The sequence below is a fragment of the Cedecea lapagei genome (assembly GCF_900635955.1).
GTDB lineage: Bacteria > Pseudomonadota > Gammaproteobacteria > Enterobacterales > Enterobacteriaceae > Cedecea > Cedecea lapagei.
Window position 1 is genome coordinate 840,302 of sequence record NZ_LR134201.1, and the last position, 22,223, is coordinate 862,524.

Consider the following 22,223-nt stretch of genomic DNA (forward strand, 5'->3'; position numbering starts at 1 on the left):
GAGTTACTGCAGTACTATTAGGTAAAAATAAAATGGATTAATCTTATGTATAAATACTGGGTTTTATGGGGTTCGCTCTTTGTGCTCCTCGTAGTGTTTATGGGCTGTGTTCCATTCGAACCATTTCAAAAATGGTGGTTCACACTAAACTTCATGGCTAATGTTGGTATCATCAGAGCCATACTTTCTGTCATTATATTATGTTTGGTTGTATATATCCTTTTTGTTGGTTTAATGCATCAGCGGTATTCATTACGTGTAGAGCAATTGAGTTTCGGAGGGGTGAATATACTTCTCAATAAATCAGACTTGTTGTTTAGGAAAGGCATAAAAAATTATTTGGACACAAAGCGAACCTTGTTCAAGGTTGTGCCAGAGTATGATGCCTTTGATGAAGTTTTGAATTCTTATTATGAATGTTATAAATTCGTACGCGATGAAATGAAATTGTTAGATGTAAAGAAAAAACGAGATAAAAAACTTTATGATCTTTCAAACGAAATTCTTCGTGCCCTTAATGATTTTCTGACAAAATATCAGAATAATTATCGAAGATGGCATAAGTATGTGTCTGAAAAAGACAGTGTTCTAACGAAAGGCAAGGATGCGAATGGTAATTTAATATCCCTTTCATATCACTTAACACCAATTGGTATTATTCAATCTCATTATTATCATTTTACAAATATTTCAGAGGGCTTTGAGGAGGTTAATAAATTCTTTAATGAGAAAATTGTTGGCGAGTTTGATATTAATATAAAAAAATGGAGTGAGTAATGCATAAAACTTTTCTAAGCTACCATCATGCCAATGAGCAAGATCTTAAAGATGAGATCATTGAAGTTTTTGGTGGTGAATCATTTATAGATAAATCCGTGAGTGATGGAGACATTAGCGTTGACGTTAGTGATGATTACATCATGAGAACAATTAGAGAAGATTACCTCGAAGATACCACAGTTACTGTAGTATTGATTGGGCGTGAGACCGCACAGCGGCCTTTCGTTAATTCTGAGATCCAAGCATCTTTATGGGGAGATAATCCTGCAGGGTTGATTGGTGTTGTTCGGGATGAACTTTGGGATGAAGTTTTTACTCAAGTTACATGTTCAAATGCTGATTGTAATTGCGGGATTAATTTGAGAAGAATCTCATCGGGTTATTATGAATATCTTCCCTATTTAATTAAAGCGAACCATAAAATGCAAAAAACTGTTCCTCATTATACAGATGAAGAGGTTTATTGCTCAATTGTTAAATATTCAAATTTCATTTCGGATTGCGAAGGGTATATTAATGCTGCTTTTAAAAAGCGCTCAATTATGGAACCTGCCTTAAAAAGAAATTCTACTGATACTCCAGCGATCAGGGCGAAGCCAAAATTGTGGTGATAAAATATGTGGCTGCCTTGTTCTTTGCACAAGACAGCCTTATTTTATAAGGTGTATTTATCGAGTTTTATTATTTATTCATCTGACCAGTGATTTAACTCCCCTAACCTTTTTTGTAAAGGGATTAATTCATTACGCACAAAAACATTGCTAGCCTTCTCTACATCTCAAAAGCCCCCAACATTACTCGGCATAATCCCCCTCATCTACGACGGAACGCGGTGCGCTGCCATCATGTCATCCTGTAAGCACATCTGTTTTAGTTCCACGCACTTTTTGAGAGTTCCGGTTTTTCAGCCATCAGCCAGCGCTCTGTAATTTCCCTTGCTTCATTGAGCGTCCTGAACAGGTAAAAATCCAAGATTTCTGTCAGGTATGTCCGGTTAAACCGTTCTATGAAAGCATTTTGTGTATCCTTACCCGGATTAATAAATTCGAGCTGTACGCTATGTTCTTCGGCCTATTGTGCCAGCGCCAGTGAGACTCTGTGGGACCCCAAAAGGGCCCATAACCACTAGCTTCTAGCAATTCTCAATAGACAACAACAGACACAAAAAAGCCCGCATAACTTTCGCCATGCGGGCTTTCAGGACTTCGTATCGGGCTCTGGTAACCGTCAACAAAGGATTTTGGTGGAGCTGGCGGGAGTTGAACCCGCGTCCGAAATTTCTACATCCTCGGTACTACATGCTTAGTCAGTCTTTACATTCGCCGGGCAACTGCGGACAGACACGCCATTACCAAACTATCCTGATTAGTTTTAATGCTTCAACCCCAGGCAAGGCATCCACACGATCTCTTTTGGGTTTGACCTCTCTTTGATCCCCGTCTTAAGAGCGGAAGCTAGGGAGAGAGGGCTCAGAGCAGGTTATTAAGCTGCTAAAGCGTAGTTTTCGTCGTTTGCGACTATTTTTTTGCGGCTTTTTACGAGGCCAACCGCCCCTCGGCATGCACCTTGGGTTTCGCAAATCCCGTCGAATCCAGAATCAGCCCCAATGTGTACCGGAGAGTATAACAGATTTATTACGCGCGTGACCAGCCGTCTAAAGAGAAATCCCGCCGGGGGCCGTTTGTACAAAATTCCTTCAGCACCAGCGGGATAGAGGGGCAATTAACGTTCGCGCAGCGCCTCGCGGGCGCGGTTGAACGGCTTAATCAGGTACTCAACGATGGTTTTCTGCCCGGTTTTAATGTCCACGGTGGCCACCATCCCCGGTGAGATGGAGAAGTGGTGGCCCGCTTTGTTCACCAGGTAGTCCTGGTTGGTGCGGATAAACACCCGGTAATAAACAATCTCCGGCTTCACCTTGTCCTGAATGGTGTCCGGGGAGATGGTTTCCACGGTGCCTTCCAGCCCGCCATAAATGGCGTAATCGTAGGCGGTGATTTTCACCAGCGCGCGCTGGCCGGGGTGGATAAAGGCGATGTCGCGAGGGGAGAGCCGCGCCTCAATCAGCAGATGATCGTCCACCGGCACAATCTCCATCATCTCGCCGTTCGGCGGAATAACGCCGCCGATGGTGGTCACCTGGATATTCTTCACGATGCCGCGCACCGGCGAGCGCACGGTCATACGGGTCACCGAATCTTCACGCCCTTTGATAATGGCCGAGAGCATGTCCACTTCGGCATTGGCTTTCGACAGCGCCTCGCGGGCCTGCACGTAGTACTGCGAACGCAGGTCGGTGATCCTTAAGCCGAGATCGCTTTTCTGCCGCTGCAGGCGCAGCACTTCCACGTGGCTCGCCGCGCCGCTTTTCACCAGCCGCTGGGTGATATCCAGCTCTTTATTGACCGACACAAGCGCGTCACGCAGTTCGGATTCGGAGTCGCTAAGCTGCGCCCGGCGGGATTTATACAGCCGGGTTTCGGAGGCGATAAGATCCGGCCATGCTTTGAGCGATTCCGGGAACTTCAGCGGCTGGTCGTTCACCTCAGCGTAAAGCCGGGCGCTGGAGGCGAGGGAGGCGCGGTAGCGAGCCGCGCTTTCGCCCACGTTGGACTCGGAGCGGGTTGGGTCGAGGCGGGCCACAATTTGCCCGGCCTGCACTTTATCGCCCTCATGAACCAGCAGCTCGGTGACTATCCCGCCGTCCAGCGACTGCAGGATCTGCTCGCGGGAGCTGGGCACCACTTTGCCGGTGCCGGTAGAGACTTCATCCAGCGTGCCGAACCACGCCCAGACGCCAAACAGAGCAAACAGCAGCGTGATGAGCAGGATAATGCGGCTCGCCCCGGAAAATTCGCTTTCGCGCTGGATGTCCGGGTCTTCCATGGTGACGTCATGCTGACTGGTTTTCATTGTTCCACTCCCGCGGTGGTGTCTGGGCGGCGGCCGGTGCCTGAGCCGGTCTTGCGGCGCCGAGCGCCTGAGCCTTAGGGGCATCCATCACAAGCTGGCCATCTTTCAGCACCAGCACGCGTTCGACCAGCTCGAGCACCGGCACGCGGTGGGTAGCGACCACCAGCGTACGGTGCCCAAGCCATTGGTTAAGCCGCTGAATAAATTCGCGTTCGGTGTGGTCGTCCAGCGAGGCGGTGGGTTCATCGAGCAGCACGATGTTGGGCGAGCGAAGCAGCATACGCGCCAGCAGGATCGACTGACGCTGGCCGCCGGAAAGCCCGTTGCCACCTTCCATGATCGGGTGATCGAGCCCCTTCGGCAGATGCTTAACAAAGTTGCTCGCGCCGCTGACTTCCAGCACCTCGAAGATCGCATCGTCGCTGGCGTGCGGAGCGCCGAGGGTGAGGTTTTCTCTTAGCGTACCGTAGAACAATCGGGCGTTCTGGCTCAGGAAGCCAATATTACGACGCAGATCCGCCATGTCGATTTGTGACATAGCGAGATCGTCGAGCCTGGCTTCGCCGCTGGCCAGATCGACGCCGCCGGCGAGCGCCTGCAGCAGCGTGGATTTACCCGCGCCGTTACGCCCGAGCACGGCAATGCGTTCGCCCCGCTGGATCTCAAGGCGGGCGATGCGCAGCGGAATGCGCGGATCCTCGCTGTGATATTTGAACTGCGCGCTTTCAAACAGGTAGTGCCCGTGGAAGATGTCCTTGTGGATGAGGTTTTCATCGCGCTGGGTTTCCACCGGCAGCTGCATAATGCTGTCCAGCCCCTGCTTGGCGGCTTTTACCTGCTGCCAGCGGGCAAGCACGCCGCACAGGTTCGCCATCGGGGCAATCATCCTTGAGGCCAGCATTGAGGCGGCAACCATCGCCCCGGTAGTCATTTCGCCTTCGATAACCAGCGGCGCGCCGAACAGAACCACGATGACGAACACCAGGCTCTGAATGGTGATGCCCCAGCTGATCAACCCCTGGGTCAGTTCACGGGTTTTCAGGCCAGATTCAGCGGTAATGCGGATGTAGCTGTTCCACTGCTGGAGGAAGCGGTTCTCCGCCTGCATCAGCTTAATGTCCTCCAGCCCCTGGACGCTTTCCACCAGCACGGCGTTGCGCAGGGTGGATTCATGGGCAGCCTGGTTGGCCAGCGTGGCGAGCTTCTTCTGCAGCAGCAGGCCGGGAAGCACCATCACAATGGCTGCTACCGGGGCGATCCACGCCAGCTGCGGCGCGATGATCGCCAGCACGCCGACAAACAGCAGGAAGAACGGCAGATCGACGATCGTGGAGATGGTCGAGGAGGTGATCATCTCGCGGATCTGCTCCAGCTCGCGCAGCTGAGAAATAAAGCTGCCGGTGGAGCGCGGTACGGCGCTGTTGCGCAGGCGCAGAGCGTGGCTGAATACGCGATCGGAAATACGCATATCGGCCCGTTTACCCAGCACGTCCATGATGTTGCTTCGCGTGACTTTAAGAATGAAGCCGAACACCACGGCGATCAGCACGCCGGTCGCCAGCACGTAGAGCGTCGGGTATGACTGGGCAGGGATCACCCGGTCGTACACCTGCATTGAGAACAGGATCCCGGCCAGCGACAGCACGTTCACCCAGAAGGCCGCCAGCATTACCGGGCCGTAAGGACGAACGTCGAGCATAATCAGCTCTTTCATCCAGTCCGGGCTGAAGCGTGAGATGTAGGCGTCGACGCGGCTGTCTTTCAGGGCAGAGAGTGGACGCAGGGCGGCCACAAAGCGGATCTCCGGCAGCAGCTTGCTGAGCGACTGACGGTTGGTGTGGCGTTCGTCGTCGAAGTAGCAGATGTCTACGGTGTCTTCGCCGTCAAACTGCTCGATCACCGCGGTCTGGCCGTTGGCCAGGTCCACCACCACCGGCAGCCGCCACTGAGATATCGCTTTTTCGGTGATGCCGAGAGGGTGGAAAGAGAGCCCGGCCTGGCGCGAAAGCTGGGTCAGCGCGGCAACTTTGGTTTTATCTTTGAACCAGGGCGCGTTGGCCTGAATGGTGCCGGGCGAGCAAACCACGCGGTAATGCCCGGCAACATGGCTTATGGCGTGGGCCCACTGGGCAAGGGCCTGCTCGCTTAAAAATTCCCCGGCGGGAGGGGCTGTCTGGCTCATGGCTGAATCTCCAGTGACTGGATGTTGCGGTGTTCCAGACCAAATGCGTTGCGTAATCTGCCGGTGTTGTACAGGCAGTTAAGCTGCAGTTGATGGAGCTGGCTCAGCGTTTGTTGCTGGGCAAAGCGCGCCTGGAAAACTTCCTGCTCGGCGTTCAGCACGTCCAGCAGCGGGCGCGAACCCAGGTCGAGGTACTGCTGTTGATAAAGCTCGCGGGTGCGGGAGCTTAACTGCTCCTGGCGCTGCAGAACCTGGAGCGCGGTGGCCAGGCTTAGCGCCTGGCTGCGGGATTCCAGCAGTTTCTGGCGAACGTCGAGGCGAACCCTGTCAACGCCCGACTGCGCGGCTTCAAGCGCATGGCTGGCGGCATTGCGCCTGGCGGTCAGGCCGCCGCCCTGGTAAATCGGCATTTCGACGCGGATGTACGCCGAATATTGCGTGCGGTTCAGCACTTCGCTGCCGGAGTATTTGTCGTTCAAATAATGCTGAACGGACGGCTCCAGCGAGATGGTCGGCGTCATCTGGGCGTTCGCGTAGTCGAGGTTCGCCTGCGCGACGTTGGACTGCGCCCAGGCCGCGAGCACGGCAGGCACCAGCCGGTCATCTGGCTTTGCTACATCGCAGCTGCTGTTCAGCTTCTGGGGGAAGTCGCTGCTGATTTTGTTGAGGCTGGTCCAGCCAAGCTGGCTCATCAGCGTTGCCTGGGTGCTGTCCAGATTTGACTGGTACTGGATCAGCTGCGAGCGGGCGGATTCGATACGCGCGTCGGTTTGCACCACGTCGGACATCGAGGTTGCCCCTTCGTCGTTACGCTGCTGGGTCAGGCGGCCGATAGCCGAGAGCGCGTCCAGCTGCTCTTTGGCGATGTCGACCATTTGTTGCCAGAGCTGTACCTGCACCATCGCTACGGCGGTTGCATGCCCGACGGTATCGATGCTCACCAGAACGTTGGCCTGAGCCTGAGCTTCTCCGGCGGTTTCGGCGCGCACCTGGCTTGCGACTTTGCCGAAGTCATACAGCATCTGGGAGAGGGAAAGCACCAGCGACGGGCTGTAGCCGCTGTTTGTGTAGGTATTGGTGTAACCGTTGTTCACGCCGGCGCTGATCTGCGGGTAGTACTTAGATTTGGCGACGTTGATCTGTTCGGACTGGCCGTAGAGTTTACCGATAGCTTCGCGGATGCTGGGGTGCCAGGTGACCGAGCGGTTGACCGCATCGTTCAGGGTTAAGGTTCCGGGCGCAGGGGCATTGAGCGGGAGGGCGGTTGAGCCATCGAGTGAGGGGAGCTCTTGTTGCTGAGCGAGGCCCTGAGTCGTAATAGAAGCAGGCGTGTCGTCGGCCCAGGCCTGAAGTGAAAACAGACCGCAAGCCAGCCATAACGCAACAGGCTGTAATTTTCCCATGTTTTTTCCCTAATAAATGGCACTGCGTTTCTCTCTTATTCCCCGGGCGTCTGCGCGCCCGGGGCTTTTTCGCTTGTACTATCAGGCAACAATGTGGTTGTTCTGGATCAGCTCATCGAGTGTGGTGTGCACGTTCTCCAAAGTGACAAGAGTGGTGGAGTGGAATGTTCCGGCGGTGCCGTCACGGTCGATGGAGATGACCGTGTTGTTGCCGACGCTCGCCACGCTCAGGTAGTTACCCAGGGTTGAGGTCTGGCCGTTCCAGCCGACCAGCAGGTCGTGGATGTCGATCTGGTCGCCCTGAGCAAGCGAGAAGTTCTTCCAGACATCCGAGCCATTGCCGCCGGTACCGTCGTTCGCGCCGCCGGCAAGGACGTGGTACACCAGCGTATCGGCGTAGGCCGAAGAACCGTTGATAATGTCCCCATAGGCGGTACTGACGATCTGCGGGTTCATGTTGATGGTCAGCGTGGCGCTGTCCGAATGCCCGTTCTGATCGTTCAGGGTGTAGGTGAAGACCTCTTTATTGGTGATGGAGCCCGGCGATACGCCCGGGTTCAGGGTGTAGGTATAGTTCCCGCCGATGCCGATAGTCAGCGTGCCGTACTGGCCCTGAATCGTTGCCACCGCGTCGCTGTTGGTGAGTGGATTCAGGGTCGCCGTGCTGCCGTTGGCGCCGGTGATGGTCAACAGGGTATGCACGCTGCCAAGCTGATCTGCCGCGCCGGCGGAGTCGGTACCGTCGTACAGGTTGCCGTGTACGATGGTGCTCTGCGCCGTGAAGCTGTCCAGCAGGTTTGAGGTCCCGGTGACGGTCGGTGTGACGGTGATGGTCCCCACGCTCAACGGCCCCATGTTGCCAACATAGCTCAGCGTCCAGGTGCCCGAGTGCAGATCCGTGACCGGTATAGTAGCCGTGCCGCCCAGCAGTACGCCGCCGCTAAAGGTGCCGGTATAGGTATGGCCCTGACCGTCGCTCAGCGTCCAGGTGACGGACAGACCACCCAACGCCAGACCAGACGCGACTTTGAACACCAGCGCGGCTCCGCTCAGCACGGTGTTATCCGCAATGGTAAAGGTGCCGCTGCCGTTGCCGTGGGTAGGGGCCAGCAGCGCAGTGCTCCAGGAGGCTGAACCGACGTTGGCGCTCGCGTAAGCCGCGGTGTTCTGCGTTGACGTGATAGCCATAATCGAGCTGATGTCGTTCACGGCATCCACAACGTGCGGCGTGGCGGTGATGTTCAGCGACGCGGTACCTGTATCGCCATTTGGCGCGGTGACGGTATACACGAAGCTGTCTGGCGTATTGATGCCATCGGCCCCCTGGCCTGCTTTAAGCGTATAGGTGTAGTTGCCGTGGGCATCAATGGTCAGCGTACCGAACTTGCCGTTGATGGTGGTGGTACCTGTAGCCGAGACGGCCACGCCGTTCACCGCCGTCAGCAGGCTGCCTGCCGGGGCGATATCATCCGCCATCACGTTCCCGGTGGTCGATGCCGCCAGACTGTCGACCGCATAGGTGTGATCCTGCAGGATATTCAGCGTGTAGCTGGTCAGCAGTGACACGCCGCTAGCGTTCATCAGCAGGAACAGGTAGTCCCCGCCGCCCAGGGTGACGGTCAGCTGGCCTGAAGAGCCGCCCAACAGCGGGGCCGTCAGCCAGGTTTTCTGCACCTGGAACTGCTCGTACTGCTGAGTCGCCACGTTGAACTTGTAGATGTACAGGTCAAAGGTGGAGAGCAGCGCTACCCCGCCGACGCTCGCCTGCAGCGTCATGGTGCGAGTCGATCCGTCTGCAACATCAAACAGAATCGGGTTGCTCATGTTAGCCAGCAGGTTGAGATTCACTACGTTGCCCACGCCCACGCTCAGCACCGACAGACCCGTTTGCTTCGATGCGCCATTGTCAACGGCGATAACATCGGTGCCGAAGGTCAGCGATCCGGTGTTATCCGTTGCGATGACCGAATTGGCCGGTGCGCCGTTGCCCAGGGTGACAATCAGCTGTGCAGAGTCGCTGATGCCATTATGGGTAATGGTGTAGGTGAAGTTCTCCGTCCGGCCCAGCACCGCAGCCGATGTGTTGGTTAAGGTGTAGGTATAGCTGCCGTCCTGGTTGATATGCAGGGTGCCGTATTTCCCCTGAAGATCCAGCCCGCCAGCGCCGACGGCATGGTTGACGCCGTTGGCATCCTTGACGGCAGTGACTACTGTCCCCGCCGGGGCGTTATCTACTGCCCCATTTGGACCTGGGTCAGTAATCACGTTACCAGTTGAGGTTGTGGTGCCGCTCACAACGCCTGCGCTGGTTTGCTCGACGGTGACCGCAAGGTTAGTGACCGCGCCCGTTGCCAGCAGACTCGTGTTGTAGCTGAGCACGCGGTACTGCCCTTCGCCCAGTCCATCAAGGTTCAGCGTGACGCCGGTCGCGCCCAGGGTCAGCAGGTTAAGGAACTGCGGCAGCGACGAGTCGACCACAGTCGTCCACGAGTTGGTGGCTGAGTCATATTTCTGAATAGCGATTTCCAGTGTATTCAGCAATGACAGCACCACGCCTGTGGCGGCTGCATTGATCGTGACGTGCCCCGTTGCTCCGCTGCCGATAGTAAAGCCGACCTGCGCGGTATTACTGCCCAGCACCGAAGCCACGTTCCCTAATGCGCCAATAAGCAGCACGCCATAGCCGCTGTAATGGGAGGTGGTGATTTCCGCGTTGCTGGTCAGCGCCAGTTCGACCGCATTGCTGCTCGCCGACAGCGGCAGGATTGGCGCAGTAATCGACAGCGACGGGGAGACGTTCCCGGCGGCATCGGCTGCGGAAATCGACAGCGACTGCCCTTCAATCTGGCGGGTCGGCAGCGTGATGCTGAACGCGCCGGAAGCATTAGCCGTACCGGTGACGGTGATCCCGCCCGGCAGCGTAATGGTCACGGTGCTGTTGGCTTCGGCTACGCCGGTGATCGTTGACCCATCGGCGCTGATAACCCCGGTAGGGATCAACGGTGGAATGGTATCGACGATAATCGAGGCTGGCAGAGAGGCGGCACCCGTACCGTTGGCGTTGGTGGCCGTGGCGGTAAAGGCATGAGCGCCTTCACCCAGCGCATTGGTTGGGGTAAATGTCCAGATGCCGCTCGCGTTCGCGGTAACCGTAGCCAGCAGCGCCCCGTTGTCGTAAATCTTCACGGTGGCGTTGGCTTCGGCGGTACCGTTGATCGTTGGGCGGGTATCGTTGGTGCTCTGCCCGTTGCCCACCACGCCGGTTTTCGGCAGCACGTCGTCAACGACGCTGGTGATCACCGGCAGCCCTGGCACGCCGGTAAACGGCGCGGTGAAGCTGGCGGAAACGCCAATGTTCCCGGCAGCATCTTGTGCGAAGGCCAGCAGCGGCTGGGCGCTGGTTTGCGCAGGGGAGAGCGTAATGCTGAAGTTCCCGTTGCCGTCCGCTTTCGCCGTACCCAGTACCGTACCGGTTGCCGAGGTAACGGTCACGGTGCTGTTGGCTTCCGCCAGGCCGGTGACCACGGTGCCGGTGGCGTTAACGGTCAGGCCGGTTGGCGCCAGCGGAGGCACGGTATCGACCACAATACCGGCCGGGACTGATGGCGTGCTTACGTTCCCGGCGGCATCCGTGGCAGTGACGGTGAACGAGTGGTTGCCCTGAGGCAGCGGCAGCGTTGGCGTGAACGTCCAGACGCCGCTGCCGTTGGCCGTTGTGGTACCCAGCAGCACGCCGTTATCAAAGATATTGACCGTGGCGTTGGCTTCGGAAGTCCCGTTCAGGGTAGGGCGAGTGTCGTCCGTTGGCTGGTTGTTGCCTACCGGGCCGACGATTGGGCCGACGTCATCCACCACCGAGGTGATAACAGGCTGATTAGGGGCAACGGTATCTACCACGATGGTGAAGCCCGCGGTTGGGCTACTGACTACGCCCGCACCGTTGGTGGCGGTGACGGTAAAGGTGTGCGAGCCGTTTGCCAGCGCGGTTGGCGGTGAGAATACCCAGACGCCGAGAGCGTTAGCCGTCACGGTGCCAATCAGGTTGCCGCCATCGTAAATCTTGATGGTGCTGTTGGCATCTGCCGTCCCGTTCAGGGTTGGACGTGCGTCGTTAGTGGCCTGGCCGTTATTCAACGGGCCAACCGTACCGCCGACGACGTCATCCACCACGGAGGTGAGGACCGGCGTATTCGACGTGCCGCTGACGATGTTCAGGGTAAAGTCGGCTGATGCTGCGCTGGTGTTGCCTGCGGCATCGGTCGCCGTGACGGTGAATACGTGCTGGCCCAGAGGCAGCGCCGCACCCGGCGTAAAGCTCCACGCACCCAGTGCGCTGGCGGTGATGGTGCCAATCAGGCTGCCATTATCGTAAATCTTAATGGTCGAGTTGGCTTCTGCCGTTCCGCTAAGCGCAGGTTGTGTATCGTCGGTGCTTGAACCGCTGACCAGCGGACCCTGAACCGGACCAACGTCATCGAAGGCCTGAACCACAATCGGCTGGGTAGGCGCAATGGTGTCCACCACCACGTTAAACGGTGCCGACGGCAGGCTGACGTTGCCTGCGGCGTCCGTCGCGGTCACGGTCAACGCATGGCCGCCATTGACCAGCGCCGTGGCAGGCCTGAAGGTCCAGGCTCCGCCCGCATCTGCCTGCGCGGTGCCAAGCAGAACGCCGTTGTCGTAGACGCTCACGGTGGCGTTACCTTCGGCGGTACCGGTGAGAACCGGACGAGTATCGTCGGTGACCTGGCCGCTCGACAGATTGCCGGTGATTGGGCCGACGGCGTCCGCGACGTTACTGATAACCGGGACGTTCGGCGCCACGGTATCGACGGTCAACGAGAAGCCGTTCGACGGATTACTCACGTTACCCGCCGCGTCGGTCGCGGTCACGGTTAAGGTATGATCCCCGTTGCCGAGTGCTGCCACCGGCGTCAGGCTCCATGCCCCAGACCCGTTGGCAATGGTGGTGCCGATCAGGTTGCCGTCACTGTAAACCTTGATGATGGCGTTGGCTTCCGCCGTCCCGCTCAGGGAAGGGCGGGTTTCGTTGGTGGCCTGGCCGTTGGTGATTGGCCCCAGCACCGGGGCGGTGTTGTCCAATACGGTGACGATCACCGGTGGGTTCGGTGCGACGGAGTCAATGTTCACGCCAAACGAAGCCGCGTTACTGACGTTACCTGCCGCATCGGTTGCCGTGACGTTCAGGGTATGGGTTCCCTGGCCCAGCGGAGCAGGCGGGGTAAACGTCCAGACCCCCAGAGCGTCCGCCTGTGCGGTCCCCAGCACGGTATTGCCGTCTTTCACGGTAATGGTGGCGTTGGCTTCCGCCGTGCCGCTCAGGGTTGGCTGCGTGTCCTTGGTCAACTGGCCGTTGATCAGCGGCAGATTCGTGCCAGGCTGAGTCTGATCGTCCACCACCGAAAGGATAATTGGCACAATTGGCGGCACGGTATCGACCACCACGTTGAACCCGGCGGTTGGGCCGCTGACGTTGCCCGCGGCGTCCGTAGAGATCACGGTGATGTTATGGCTGCCGTCCAGCAGCGGAACCGTTGGGGTGAATGTCCAGTTTCCGCCCACCGGCACCGTGACGGTGCCGATGATGACATTCCCGTCTTTGAAGGTCAGCGTGGTGCCTGCTTCGGCAGTCCCGCTGAAGGTCGGGGTATTGTCGTTGGTCGGCTGGCCGGAGGTAATTGGCTGCGAGGTGATGTCATTGGTGACCGTCACCACGACAGGGGTTGCCGGTGGCAGGGTATCTACATTGACCACAAAGCCGGTGGAAGGCGTGCTGACGTTGCCGGCGGCGTCGGTCGCCGTCACGGTCAGGGTGTGTGAACCCTCTCCCAGATTGGTGCCTGGCGTGAAGGTCCAGATGCCAAGGGCGTTAGCGGTGACGGTGCCGATAATGGCGCCGTTATCGAGGATGTTTACCGTGGAGCCAGCTTCGGCGGTGCCGCTCAGCGTTGGTTTAGGATCGTTGGTGGCCTGGCCATTGGTCAACGGCCCGACTACGCCGCCGATCACATCGTCAACTACGGAGACGATAATGGGCTGCGGCGGTGGCGTGGTGTCGACAATGATGGTGTACAGCGGAGACAGGCCACTATTGACGCCCAGTACAGTCTGAGTGACAGCAAAGGTGTGTGTCCCCTGTCCAAGCGCTGTAGTGACATCCCACGTCCAGGTGCCATCTCCGTTAGCGATTGTGGTTCCACGTTCTACGCCATCAATAAAGATGTGTACCGTTGCTCCGCCGGTAGCTCCTGAACCGTTCAGCGTCGGCAGCGTATCGTCGGTGGATTTGCCGTTACCGACATTTCCTTTAATCGGGCCGACGTCATCCACGACGCTGTCTATCGTCGGTGGCAGAACAATACTTGGCACATTAATGGCGTTGAAGGTTGTCTCCAGGCTTTGGTTACCCGCGGCATCCTGTGCAATGACGATGAGCGTTTCACCATTGTGTTGCGGAGGTGAAAGCGTGACGACCCAGTTACCAATAACCGGGTCGGCTACGCCCGTACCCAGTACATCACCAGCCTGGTTTTTGATGATGATCGTTGCGTTGACTTCCGCTGTCCCGACTATCGAGGTCCCGGTCAGATCAACAATAGGCTCGATAACAAATGGCGCATCTGGTGGTGTGGTGTCTACCGTAATCGTAATTGGTGCGGTAGTGGCAGTGTGGCCAGTGGTATCCGTTATCTTAACGGTGATGTCATGCTGACCCGTGCCCAAAGTGCTGACCGTCACGTTCCAGGTTCCGTCTGCTGCCACGGTTGTGGTGCCGAGCACCGTCGTTCCGTTGGTGTCCAGAATAGTAATGGTACTGCCTGCTTTGCCGGTACCGTTGAAGGTCGGGGTTGGATCATCCGTGACGCTACCGTTCACTAACGGTGTCTGGATAATGCCTACGTTATCCAGAATTTCTGTGATAACGGGTGCAGTCACGCCAGTCGTGTCTACCGTCAGGGTGAAAGTATTGGACGGGCCGCTTGCGTTACCCGCGGCATCAGTCTGAACGGCGGTAATGCTGTAGGTGCCGTTCCCCAGAGAGGTGGTTGGCGTTATAGACCACACGCCGCCCACGACGGTTGCCGTACCGATGACCGTTGTGCCGTTGTAAAGAGTGATGGTATCCCCTGTTACCCCGGTACCGTGGAAGACTGGCGCAGTGTCATCGGTGATCCCCCCGCTATTGATCGTACCGAGCACCGGACCAACGGTATCATCGGCGTTATCGATTGTCGGTGCCGCAGGCGCCGTGAGATCAACAGTAATAGTTATAGGGGCTGATGGCAGGCTGGTGTTCCCCGCCGGATCGGTCACCTGAACGGTAATGGTGTGGGCTGTTTCACCTAAAGGCACAGACGGTGTCACGCTCCAGGTGCCGTCGGAACGCACGGTGGTAGTACCGATCAGGCCTGTAACGCTGTCGTAGACATTAATGGTCGAACCTGCAACGCCGGTACCGCTGAAGGTCGGAGTTGTGTCGTTGGTGCTGCCACCAGGTATGACGGCTCCCACTACCGGTGGCACATTGTCTGTGACGGTCGGTGCCGTAGGTGTTGCCGGCGGTGTAGCATAAACCGACAGCGTAAATCCGGATGACGGTACCCCGACGTTACCGGCCGCGTCCGTTGCCGTGGTCGTGAAGACGTGTGTTCCACTGCCCAATGGGGCGGTTGGGGTAATAGTCCAGTTCCCGCTGCCGTCTACGGTTGCCGTGCCGATCGGGGTTGTTCCCCCGTCAGCGTACAGCTTGATGGTGGCGCCAATTTCGCCCTTGCCGGAGAACACCGGTTCGGTGCTTTGGGTGCTGCCGCCGTTCACCAGAGTGACTTGTGTGTTAGCGACGTTACCGAGCGCTCCGTCAATGGAAGGGGCCCCCGGAGGCGCGGTGTCGATAATCACAATCTGCGTTGTGGCAGAGCTGGTGTTGCCTGCCGCGTCCGTCACATAAACATTAAGAGTATGCGAGCCTTCGCTCAGTGGCTGAGTTGGCTGGAATGTCCATGCGCCGCTGCCGTTCGCCGTGACGGTACCGATGAGCGTTGTGCCATCGTATATTTTGACGACCGCATTTGCGCCTGCTGTCCCATTAATAACGGGTTGAGGATCGTTGGTTGAGCCGCCAGGCAGCACCGGGCCAATATCCGGGTTAACGTTATCCACGATTTCGCCGATCGTCGGGGCGGTTGGCAGCGTTGTGATGAGCTCAATGTTCCACGGTGCGGAATGCGCGGTGACGTTACCTGCAGCATCCGAAGCCGTAACCGTAAAGGCGTGCGGGCCTTGAAGCAGCGGTGGGTTGGGGGTAAATGTCCATGTGCCGTTGCCGTTAACGGTGGTGGTGCCCAGGACGTCCAGTCCGTCGTAAACCGTGATGGTGGAACCCGGTTCACCGCTGCCGCTAATTGTTGGGGTCGGATCGTTGGTGGCTCCCCCATTGCTAACCGGGCCGGTGACGGTGCCCACGTCATCGTTCACCAGCGTGATGGTTGGCGCGGTTGGCACGATGGAGTCCACGTTAATGTTGAAGGCGGCGCTTGGCTGGCTGGCGTTGCCTGCCGCGTCGGTGGCGGTCACCGTCAGGCTATGCAAGCCCTGGCCAAGAGCCGTTGTTGGCGTGAACGTCCATACGCCGGTGCCGTCGGCATTGACCGTCCCAATCAGATTACCGTTATCGTAAATCTTAACGATTGAGTTGGCTTCGGCCGTACCGTTGAGGGTCGGTTTATCGTCGTTAGTCAGATCGCCGTTATTCAGGTTTCCGGTATGGTCAGGCACGTTATCGACCACCGAGCCGATGAGCGGGATATTCGGTGGGGTGATGTCCGGGGCAGTGACCGGCGCATTCGGGCCAATATTTCCGGCAGGATCCGTGGCATTAACTGCCAATATCTCACCGTTAGCCTGCGGCGTGGTCAGGGTGATAGTAAAGCTGCCGTCCGGCCCTGCCACGCCCTGGCCCAATGGATTCCCTTGAGCATCGGTCACTTTCACCGTGCTGCCAGCCTCTGCTTTACCGGTCAGTATCGAGCCGTCTTCATTGAAGGTGAGGTTAGTCGGCAGCGCAGGCGGCGTATGATCCTGCGCAATAACGGTTGCAGGCGAGCTGATGTTATTGGCGGTATCTGTGGCGGTAACCATCAGCGTCTCGCCGTTTAGCTGCGGTGGCGTGAGTGGAGAAATATCAAATGTGCCAGTGCCGCTGGCGACGCCTGTGCCAATCAGATTACCGTTACCGTCCCAGACGTTAACGGTACTGTTTGGTTCGGCGGTACCGGTCACGTGCAGGCCATCTGCGCTGACGGTGAGCCCGGTCGGTGGATTCGGTGCAGTATGATCGGGGGCCGGCACGTTAGCGCCCAGGCCGGTATTGCCTGCTGCGTCGGTGGCTTTCGCTGTGAGGACTTCTCCGTTGAGCTGAGGCGGGTTAAGCGTCACGCTGAAGTGGCCGGTTCCATCTGCTGTTGCTGTGCCGAGAACGGTGCCGCTGGCGTTGGTGATGGTCACCTTGCTGTTGGCTTCGGCTGTCCCGGTAAGCGTTGCGCCGTCGTTGGAAACGGCCAGCCCGGTCGGTAGCAACGGTGCCGTGGTATCGACCACTACGCCAAACGGTGCCGATGCGCCACCGGTGCCGCTGTTATTCGTGGCGGTGACGGTGAAGGAATGCGGGCCATCAGGCAGCTGCTGCGTTGGGGTGAAACTCCAGCTACCGTCAGGGTTAACCGCAGTGGAACCAATAGGCTGACCATTATCAAAGATCGTGATGGTAGAACCCACTTCGGCAGTACCGCTCAGCGTTGGGCGGGAGTCGTCCGTGGCCTGGCCGTTGGTCAGCGGGCCCTGGATAGGACCGACGTCGTCAGTCACTGAAACCAGAACCGGCACGGTTGGGAAGCCGGAGTTTGAAGCTTCGAATGGTGTATTCGGGCCCTGGTTTCCAGCCGCATCGTTAACCTTAGCAATAAGGTCTTCGCCGTGGGTTTGCGCAGGCGTCAGGGTGACGGTGAAGTTGCCGCTGCCATCGACCTGCGTCGTGCCTAACTCTACGCCACCCGTGGTAGTAATAGTGACTGTCGCGCCAATTTCCCCCGTACCGGTTACGGTCGTCCCGTCCTGGCTCACGGCGTCAACGATGACGGCAAGTGGCGGAAGGGTATCCACGGTGAAGGTCGGGCCGACGGTGACGGTACTGACGTTGCCCGCAGGGTCGGTCTGCTGCAGCGTGATCGCGTGCGGGCCATCAAGCAGATCGAGAGCCGGGGTAAAGCTCCATTTACCGTCATTGCCCACGATGACCTGACCAATTGGAAGGCCATTATCGAAGAGGGTTAACGTACTGCCCGCTTCCCCGGTGCCGCTGAAGACCGGTTTTTTATCATCGGTCACGCCGTTGTTGCCGACAGGGCCGGTGATAGAGCCGACGGTATCCAGGATCTGATCGAGTACCGGCGGATTCACGACGGTATCGACAACCACGGTATAGGATGCGGAACTGCCGCTGTCGCCGCGAATGTTAGAGGCGGTGGCGGTAAAGCTGTGCGGGCCGTCAGATAAGATGGAACCCGGCGTGAAGCTCCAGGTCCCCCCCGGCAGGACGAGGGTAGTGCCTATCTCACTCCCATTATCAAAGATATGAATGGTTTCACCGGCCACGCCCGTACCCTGCAGCGTCGGCGTTTGGTCATTGGTTGGCTGGTTATTTTGTACTGGGCCAACGATGGGCGGTACGTTATCCAGTATTTCCGTGATAACCGGCACGGTCGGGAGCGGGAAGAACGGCGCGGTGGCGATTCCCGCCGGCCCTTCGTTACCCGCAGAATCGCTGGCTACTACGCTTATCTGGCCGCCATCAAGCTGCGGTGTGGTCAGGGTCACGGTGAATGCACCGGTTGCCGGGTCGGCGGTGCCGGTCCCTATCACGTTGCCATCGGCGTCTTTAACGGTAACCGTGCTGCCGTGCTCGGCGTTCCCTGTTAACGTAGCTCCGTCAGCGCTTACTGTCAGACCAGTAGGTTCTGCCGGGGCGGTGGTATCGATCGTGACGGTATAGCTACCGGACACGCTGCTGTCGCCTCTGACGTTGGAGGCGGTAGCGGTAAAGATATAGGTGCCTTCACCCAGCGGGGTTTGCGGCGTAAAGCTCCAGGTACCGTCCAGCCCAACTTTAACGGTTCCAATTTCGGCCCCGTTAGCGAGGATATGGATGGTATCGCCGGCCTGGCCGGAGCCCTGCAGGGTTGGGGTTGTGTCGTTGGTCGCCTGATTATTCCCCACGTTACCGGTGACCGGTGCGACATCATCAATAACAGCGGTGATGAGTGGCTCCACCGGCGGCAGAACGTTTGGCGCGGTAACGTTGGCTGGTGGACTGTTGTTGCCTGCCGGGTCGGTGACGACGACGGTTAGCGTTTCACCGTCTACCTGCGGCGTGGTCAGGGTGATAGTGATATTACCGTTGCTATCGGCAGTGCCGGTGCCGACGGTGACGCCGTTCGGATCTTTTATGGTTACGGTGCTGCCGGCTTCTGCATGCCCAGTAACGACTTCGCCATCAGGGCTAACGGCAAGGCCAGTAGCTTCTGATGGCGGCTGGGTATCAATGGTGACAGTGTATGCTGGGGAGGGAGCACTTTCGCCCCTTTCGTTACTCGCCGTGGCGGTGAAGGCATGGGAGCCGTCTGCCAGAGGTGTGCCTGGGGTAAAACTCCATGTGCCGCCCGCGCCCACCACGACGGTCCCAATTTGCACGCCATTATCGTAGATGTGGATGGTAGTCCCCGCCTGACCGGTACCGTTCAGCGTCGGAGTGGTATCGTTGGTTGGTGAGTTATTACCGATATTACCGCCGTTAGGTGCCCCCGGATTATCGTTAGTCAGACCAGTTATAGTGGGCTCGTTGGGCAGTGGAATATCAGGCGCGGTAATGGCGGTACCCGGACTGGTGTTACCCGAAGGATCGGTTGCCGTTACGGTCAGTATTTCGCCGGTTATCTGCGGCGTGGTCAGGATCACGGTGAATGCACCGGTTACCGGGTCAGCAGTGCCGGTCCCTATGACGTTGCCATTGGCATCTTTAACGGTAACCGTGCTGCCGTGCTCGGCATTCCCCGTTAACGTAGCTCCGTCAGCGCTTACTGTCAGACCAGTAGGTTCTGCCGGGGCGGTGGTATCAATCGTGACGGTATAGCTACCGGACACGCTGCTGTCGCCCCTGACGTTTGAGGCCGTGGCGGTAAAGATATAGGTGCCTTCACCCAGCGGGGTTTGCGGAGTAAAGCTCCAGGTACCGTCCAGCCCGACTTTAACGGTTCCAATCTCGGCCCCGTTAGCGAGGATATGGATGGTATCGCCGGCCTGGCCGGTGCCCTGCAGGGTTGGTGTTGTGTCGTTGGTCGCCTGATTATTCCCCACGTTACCGGTGACCGGCGCGACATCATCAATAACAGCGGTGATGAGTGGCTCCACCGGCGGCAGAACGTTTGGCGCGGTAACGTTGGCTGGTGGACTGTTGTTGCCTGCCGGGTCGGTGACGACGACGGTTAGCGTTTCACCGTCTACCTGCGGCGTGGTCAGGGTGATAGTGATATTACCGTTGCTATCGGCAGTGCCGGTGCCGACGGTGGCGCCGTTCGGATCTTTTATGGTTACTGTGCTGCCGGCTTCCGCATGGCCAGTAACGACTTCGCCATCAGGGCTAACGGCAAGGCCAGTAGCTTCTGATGGCGGCTGGGTATCAATGGTGACGGTGTATGCAGGGGAGGAAGCACTTTCGCCCCTTTCGTTACTTGCCGTGGCGGTGAAGGTATGGGAGCCGTCTGCCAGAGGTGTGCCTGGGGTAAAACTCCATGTGCCGCCCGCGCCCACCACGACGGTCCCAATTTGTACGCCATTATCGTAGATGTGGACGGTCGTCCCCGCCTGACCGGTACCTTTGATTGTTGGCGTAGTGTCATTGGTGGAGGCGTTATTATTGATGTTTCCACCGTTGGCGGGGTTTTCATTAACGACGCCGGTGATGCCTGGTTCATCTGGTAACGGGATATTTGGCGAGGTGATATTTGTTCCCGGACTGGTGTTACCCGAAGGATCGGTCGCCGTTACGGTCAGCGTTTCGCCGGTTATCTGCGGCGCGGTGAGCGTAATAGTAAAGCCGCCGTCAGTACCTGCTGTCGCGCTACCAATGACGTTACCGCCAGAGTCCTTCACTGTGACAGTAGTTCCCGCTTCCGCATGCCCCGTTAGCGTCGCCCCATCCGGGCTAATGGCCAGCTCGCTTGCCGGCGCCGGTGGATTGGTATCAATGGTAATGGTGTAAGCAGGGGACGTTGTGCTTTCCCCTCTTTCGTTTGTCGCGTTGACGGTGAATGAATGAGAACCATCGGTCAGCGCTGTGCCTGGGGTGAAGCTCCAGCTGCCGTTAGCGTCGACAACAGCGGTGCCGATCTGCACGCCATTATCGTAAATATGGACGGTTGTTCCGGCCTGGCCGGTGCCCTGCAGGGTTGGGGTATTGTCGTTGGTAGGTGAATTATTGCCTACGCTACCGCCGTTAGGCGCATCAGGATGATCGTTAATTATCCCTGTGATGGCAGGTTCACCCGGGAGCGCAATATTGGGTGCGGTGATCGTGGTACCCGGCCCCGTATTACCAGAAGGATCGGTTGCCGTCGCCGTCAGCGTTTCACCGCCAACCTGCGGCGTAGTCAGCGTAACGGTAAAGCTGCCGTCACTGCCGGCGGTGCCCGTACCAATGACATTTCCGTTGGCGTCTTTGACGGTTATCGTGCTGCCCGCCTCGGCATTGCCGGTGATGGTTTTTCCATCCGCTGACACTGAAAGGCCGGTAGGGGCTGGAGGGGGAGTAACGTCTGGCCTGCCAGGATTCCCCGGATTGCTGCCGCTGTTTGAGTGGCCGCCGCCGCTTGATGCTGCAGCGATGGCACCGCCTGCGGCAACCGCCAGACCACCCAGTACCCAAGGCCAGGCCGCGCCGCCCGTTGCAGATGCGCCGGTAGCCGCCATTAGCTCATTGATGTCGGCAATCTGCTCATAGTGAATTACGCCTTCAGGATTCTGGACCCACCAAAGCACCTCGTCATTGCCTTCCTGGGCCAGTTGGCTGCCTCCCTGTTCGGAAAATGCGTAATAATTTTTGATGGTAATCGTTTCGCCGGAATGGAGTTTGATCACCATGTCCTGGCCAGAACGAGTGATATTGGCAATCTCTCCACGCTCGATTTTTAGTACAACAATTGACGGACCTTTTAACGTAACTTCAGCCGCTTCGACGTTATTTTTTACGCCGGTTAATTTAGAGATAATTGAAATAGAAGGCATTGTTATCACTCCATTCGCGATGAACGTGGTGGTAGTCTGAGTCCCGGCATAAGGTGTTAATTACCGAAAGCAAAATGTTTAAATGAGCAGGGCCCTTCGCCATAAAGAAGCGAAAAAGAGGGTGCATCATCGAAAAATTGATGACGGTGATTATTAATAAATTGAGCGTTTCCGTGGCGGAATCGAAATTATTTAATTCTCAGGGTCATAGACTCGTCGTTTAATTAAAAGAGACTATTGATGATATAGACAGGAAAAAATGAAAGCGCAACTTAAGCCATATTTAACAGTATGTAAGTCACCCTAAAATATTCGTCGACCTGAGATGCACACCTGAATAAGACAAGCTAACCGTTTGGCTTCGTAAGACGTAGGTTGTTTTTTATCTATATGAAAATAAAGCTTTAAATGTTTATTGGTATTACGGGTAGGGCCGTTTTTTTCAGCAGCAACAGGGGTGGGTAACCCCTGTTTTTAGCAGGGAAATAGCGCCTTGCAGGGGAAATAAACTGTGATTTAAGTCAGAAATTAATAGGGTGAAATTTTTATTTTGTGAGTGCGGTTGGATAAGCGATATTGAGCCGGTGAAA

6 protein-coding genes, 1 other RNA gene and 2 pseudogenes are annotated in these 22,223 nt (G+C 57.2%); 2 read left to right on the plus strand and 7 right to left on the minus strand.

Features of this window, described 5'->3' with window-relative positions; translation table 11 throughout:
• Positions 1 to 45 precede the first annotated feature (45 nt).
• Together EL098_RS04235 and EL098_RS04240 are read left to right on the plus strand one after the other, a co-directional pair.
• Entirely contained in the window at positions 46 to 777 is a 732-nt protein-coding gene (locus EL098_RS04235; protein WP_126355041.1) for a hypothetical protein, read from the plus strand.
• Positions 777 to 1,391 carry a TIR domain-containing protein gene (locus EL098_RS04240; RefSeq protein ID WP_126355043.1) on the plus strand — a complete coding sequence of 205 codons (615 nt, stop codon included), beginning with the start codon at positions 777 to 779 and terminating at the stop codon, positions 1,389 to 1,391. The genes EL098_RS04235 and EL098_RS04240 overlap by 1 nt, the downstream gene beginning before the upstream one ends.
• A 74-nt stretch (positions 1,392 to 1,465) precedes the next feature.
• On the opposite strand, the pseudogene EL098_RS23375 reads toward EL098_RS04240, so the two are convergent.
• The 7 genes and pseudogenes from EL098_RS23375 to EL098_RS04275 form a co-directional block, all read right to left on the minus strand.
• Positions 1,466 to 1,636 (minus strand): annotated as a pseudogene (locus EL098_RS23375) (phage portal protein); the annotation flags it as partial.
• Between the two features lie 14 nt (positions 1,637 to 1,650).
• Positions 1,651 to 1,851: pseudogene (locus EL098_RS04250) on the minus strand (integrase core domain-containing protein); the annotation flags it as partial.
• A gap of 170 nt (positions 1,852 to 2,021) precedes the next feature.
• Positions 2,022 to 2,385, minus strand: a transfer-messenger RNA (tmRNA) gene (gene ssrA, locus EL098_RS04255).
• Between the two features lie 117 nt (positions 2,386 to 2,502).
• Positions 2,503 to 3,666 carry an HlyD family type I secretion periplasmic adaptor subunit gene (locus tag EL098_RS04260; protein WP_126358352.1) on the minus strand — a complete coding sequence of 388 codons (1,164 nt, stop codon included), beginning with the start codon at positions 3,664 to 3,666 and terminating at the stop codon, positions 2,503 to 2,505.
• Between the two features lie 7 nt (positions 3,667 to 3,673).
• Complete coding sequence (locus EL098_RS04265) at positions 3,674 to 5,875, minus strand: type I secretion system permease/ATPase (RefSeq protein WP_126355045.1); 2,202 nt, start codon at positions 5,873 to 5,875, stop codon at positions 3,674 to 3,676.
• Positions 5,872 to 7,278, minus strand: coding sequence for a TolC family outer membrane protein (locus tag EL098_RS04270; protein WP_126355047.1), 1,407 nt, complete (start codon positions 7,276 to 7,278; stop codon positions 5,872 to 5,874). Before EL098_RS04270 ends, EL098_RS04265 begins: the two co-directional genes overlap by 4 nt.
• 81 nt (positions 7,279 to 7,359) lie before the next feature.
• On the minus strand, positions 7,360 to 21,633 hold the full coding sequence (locus EL098_RS04275) for a BapA/Bap/LapF family large adhesin (protein ID WP_126355049.1): 14,274 nt from the start codon (positions 21,631 to 21,633) through the stop codon (positions 7,360 to 7,362).
• Positions 21,634 to 22,223: the final 590 nt, after the last annotated feature.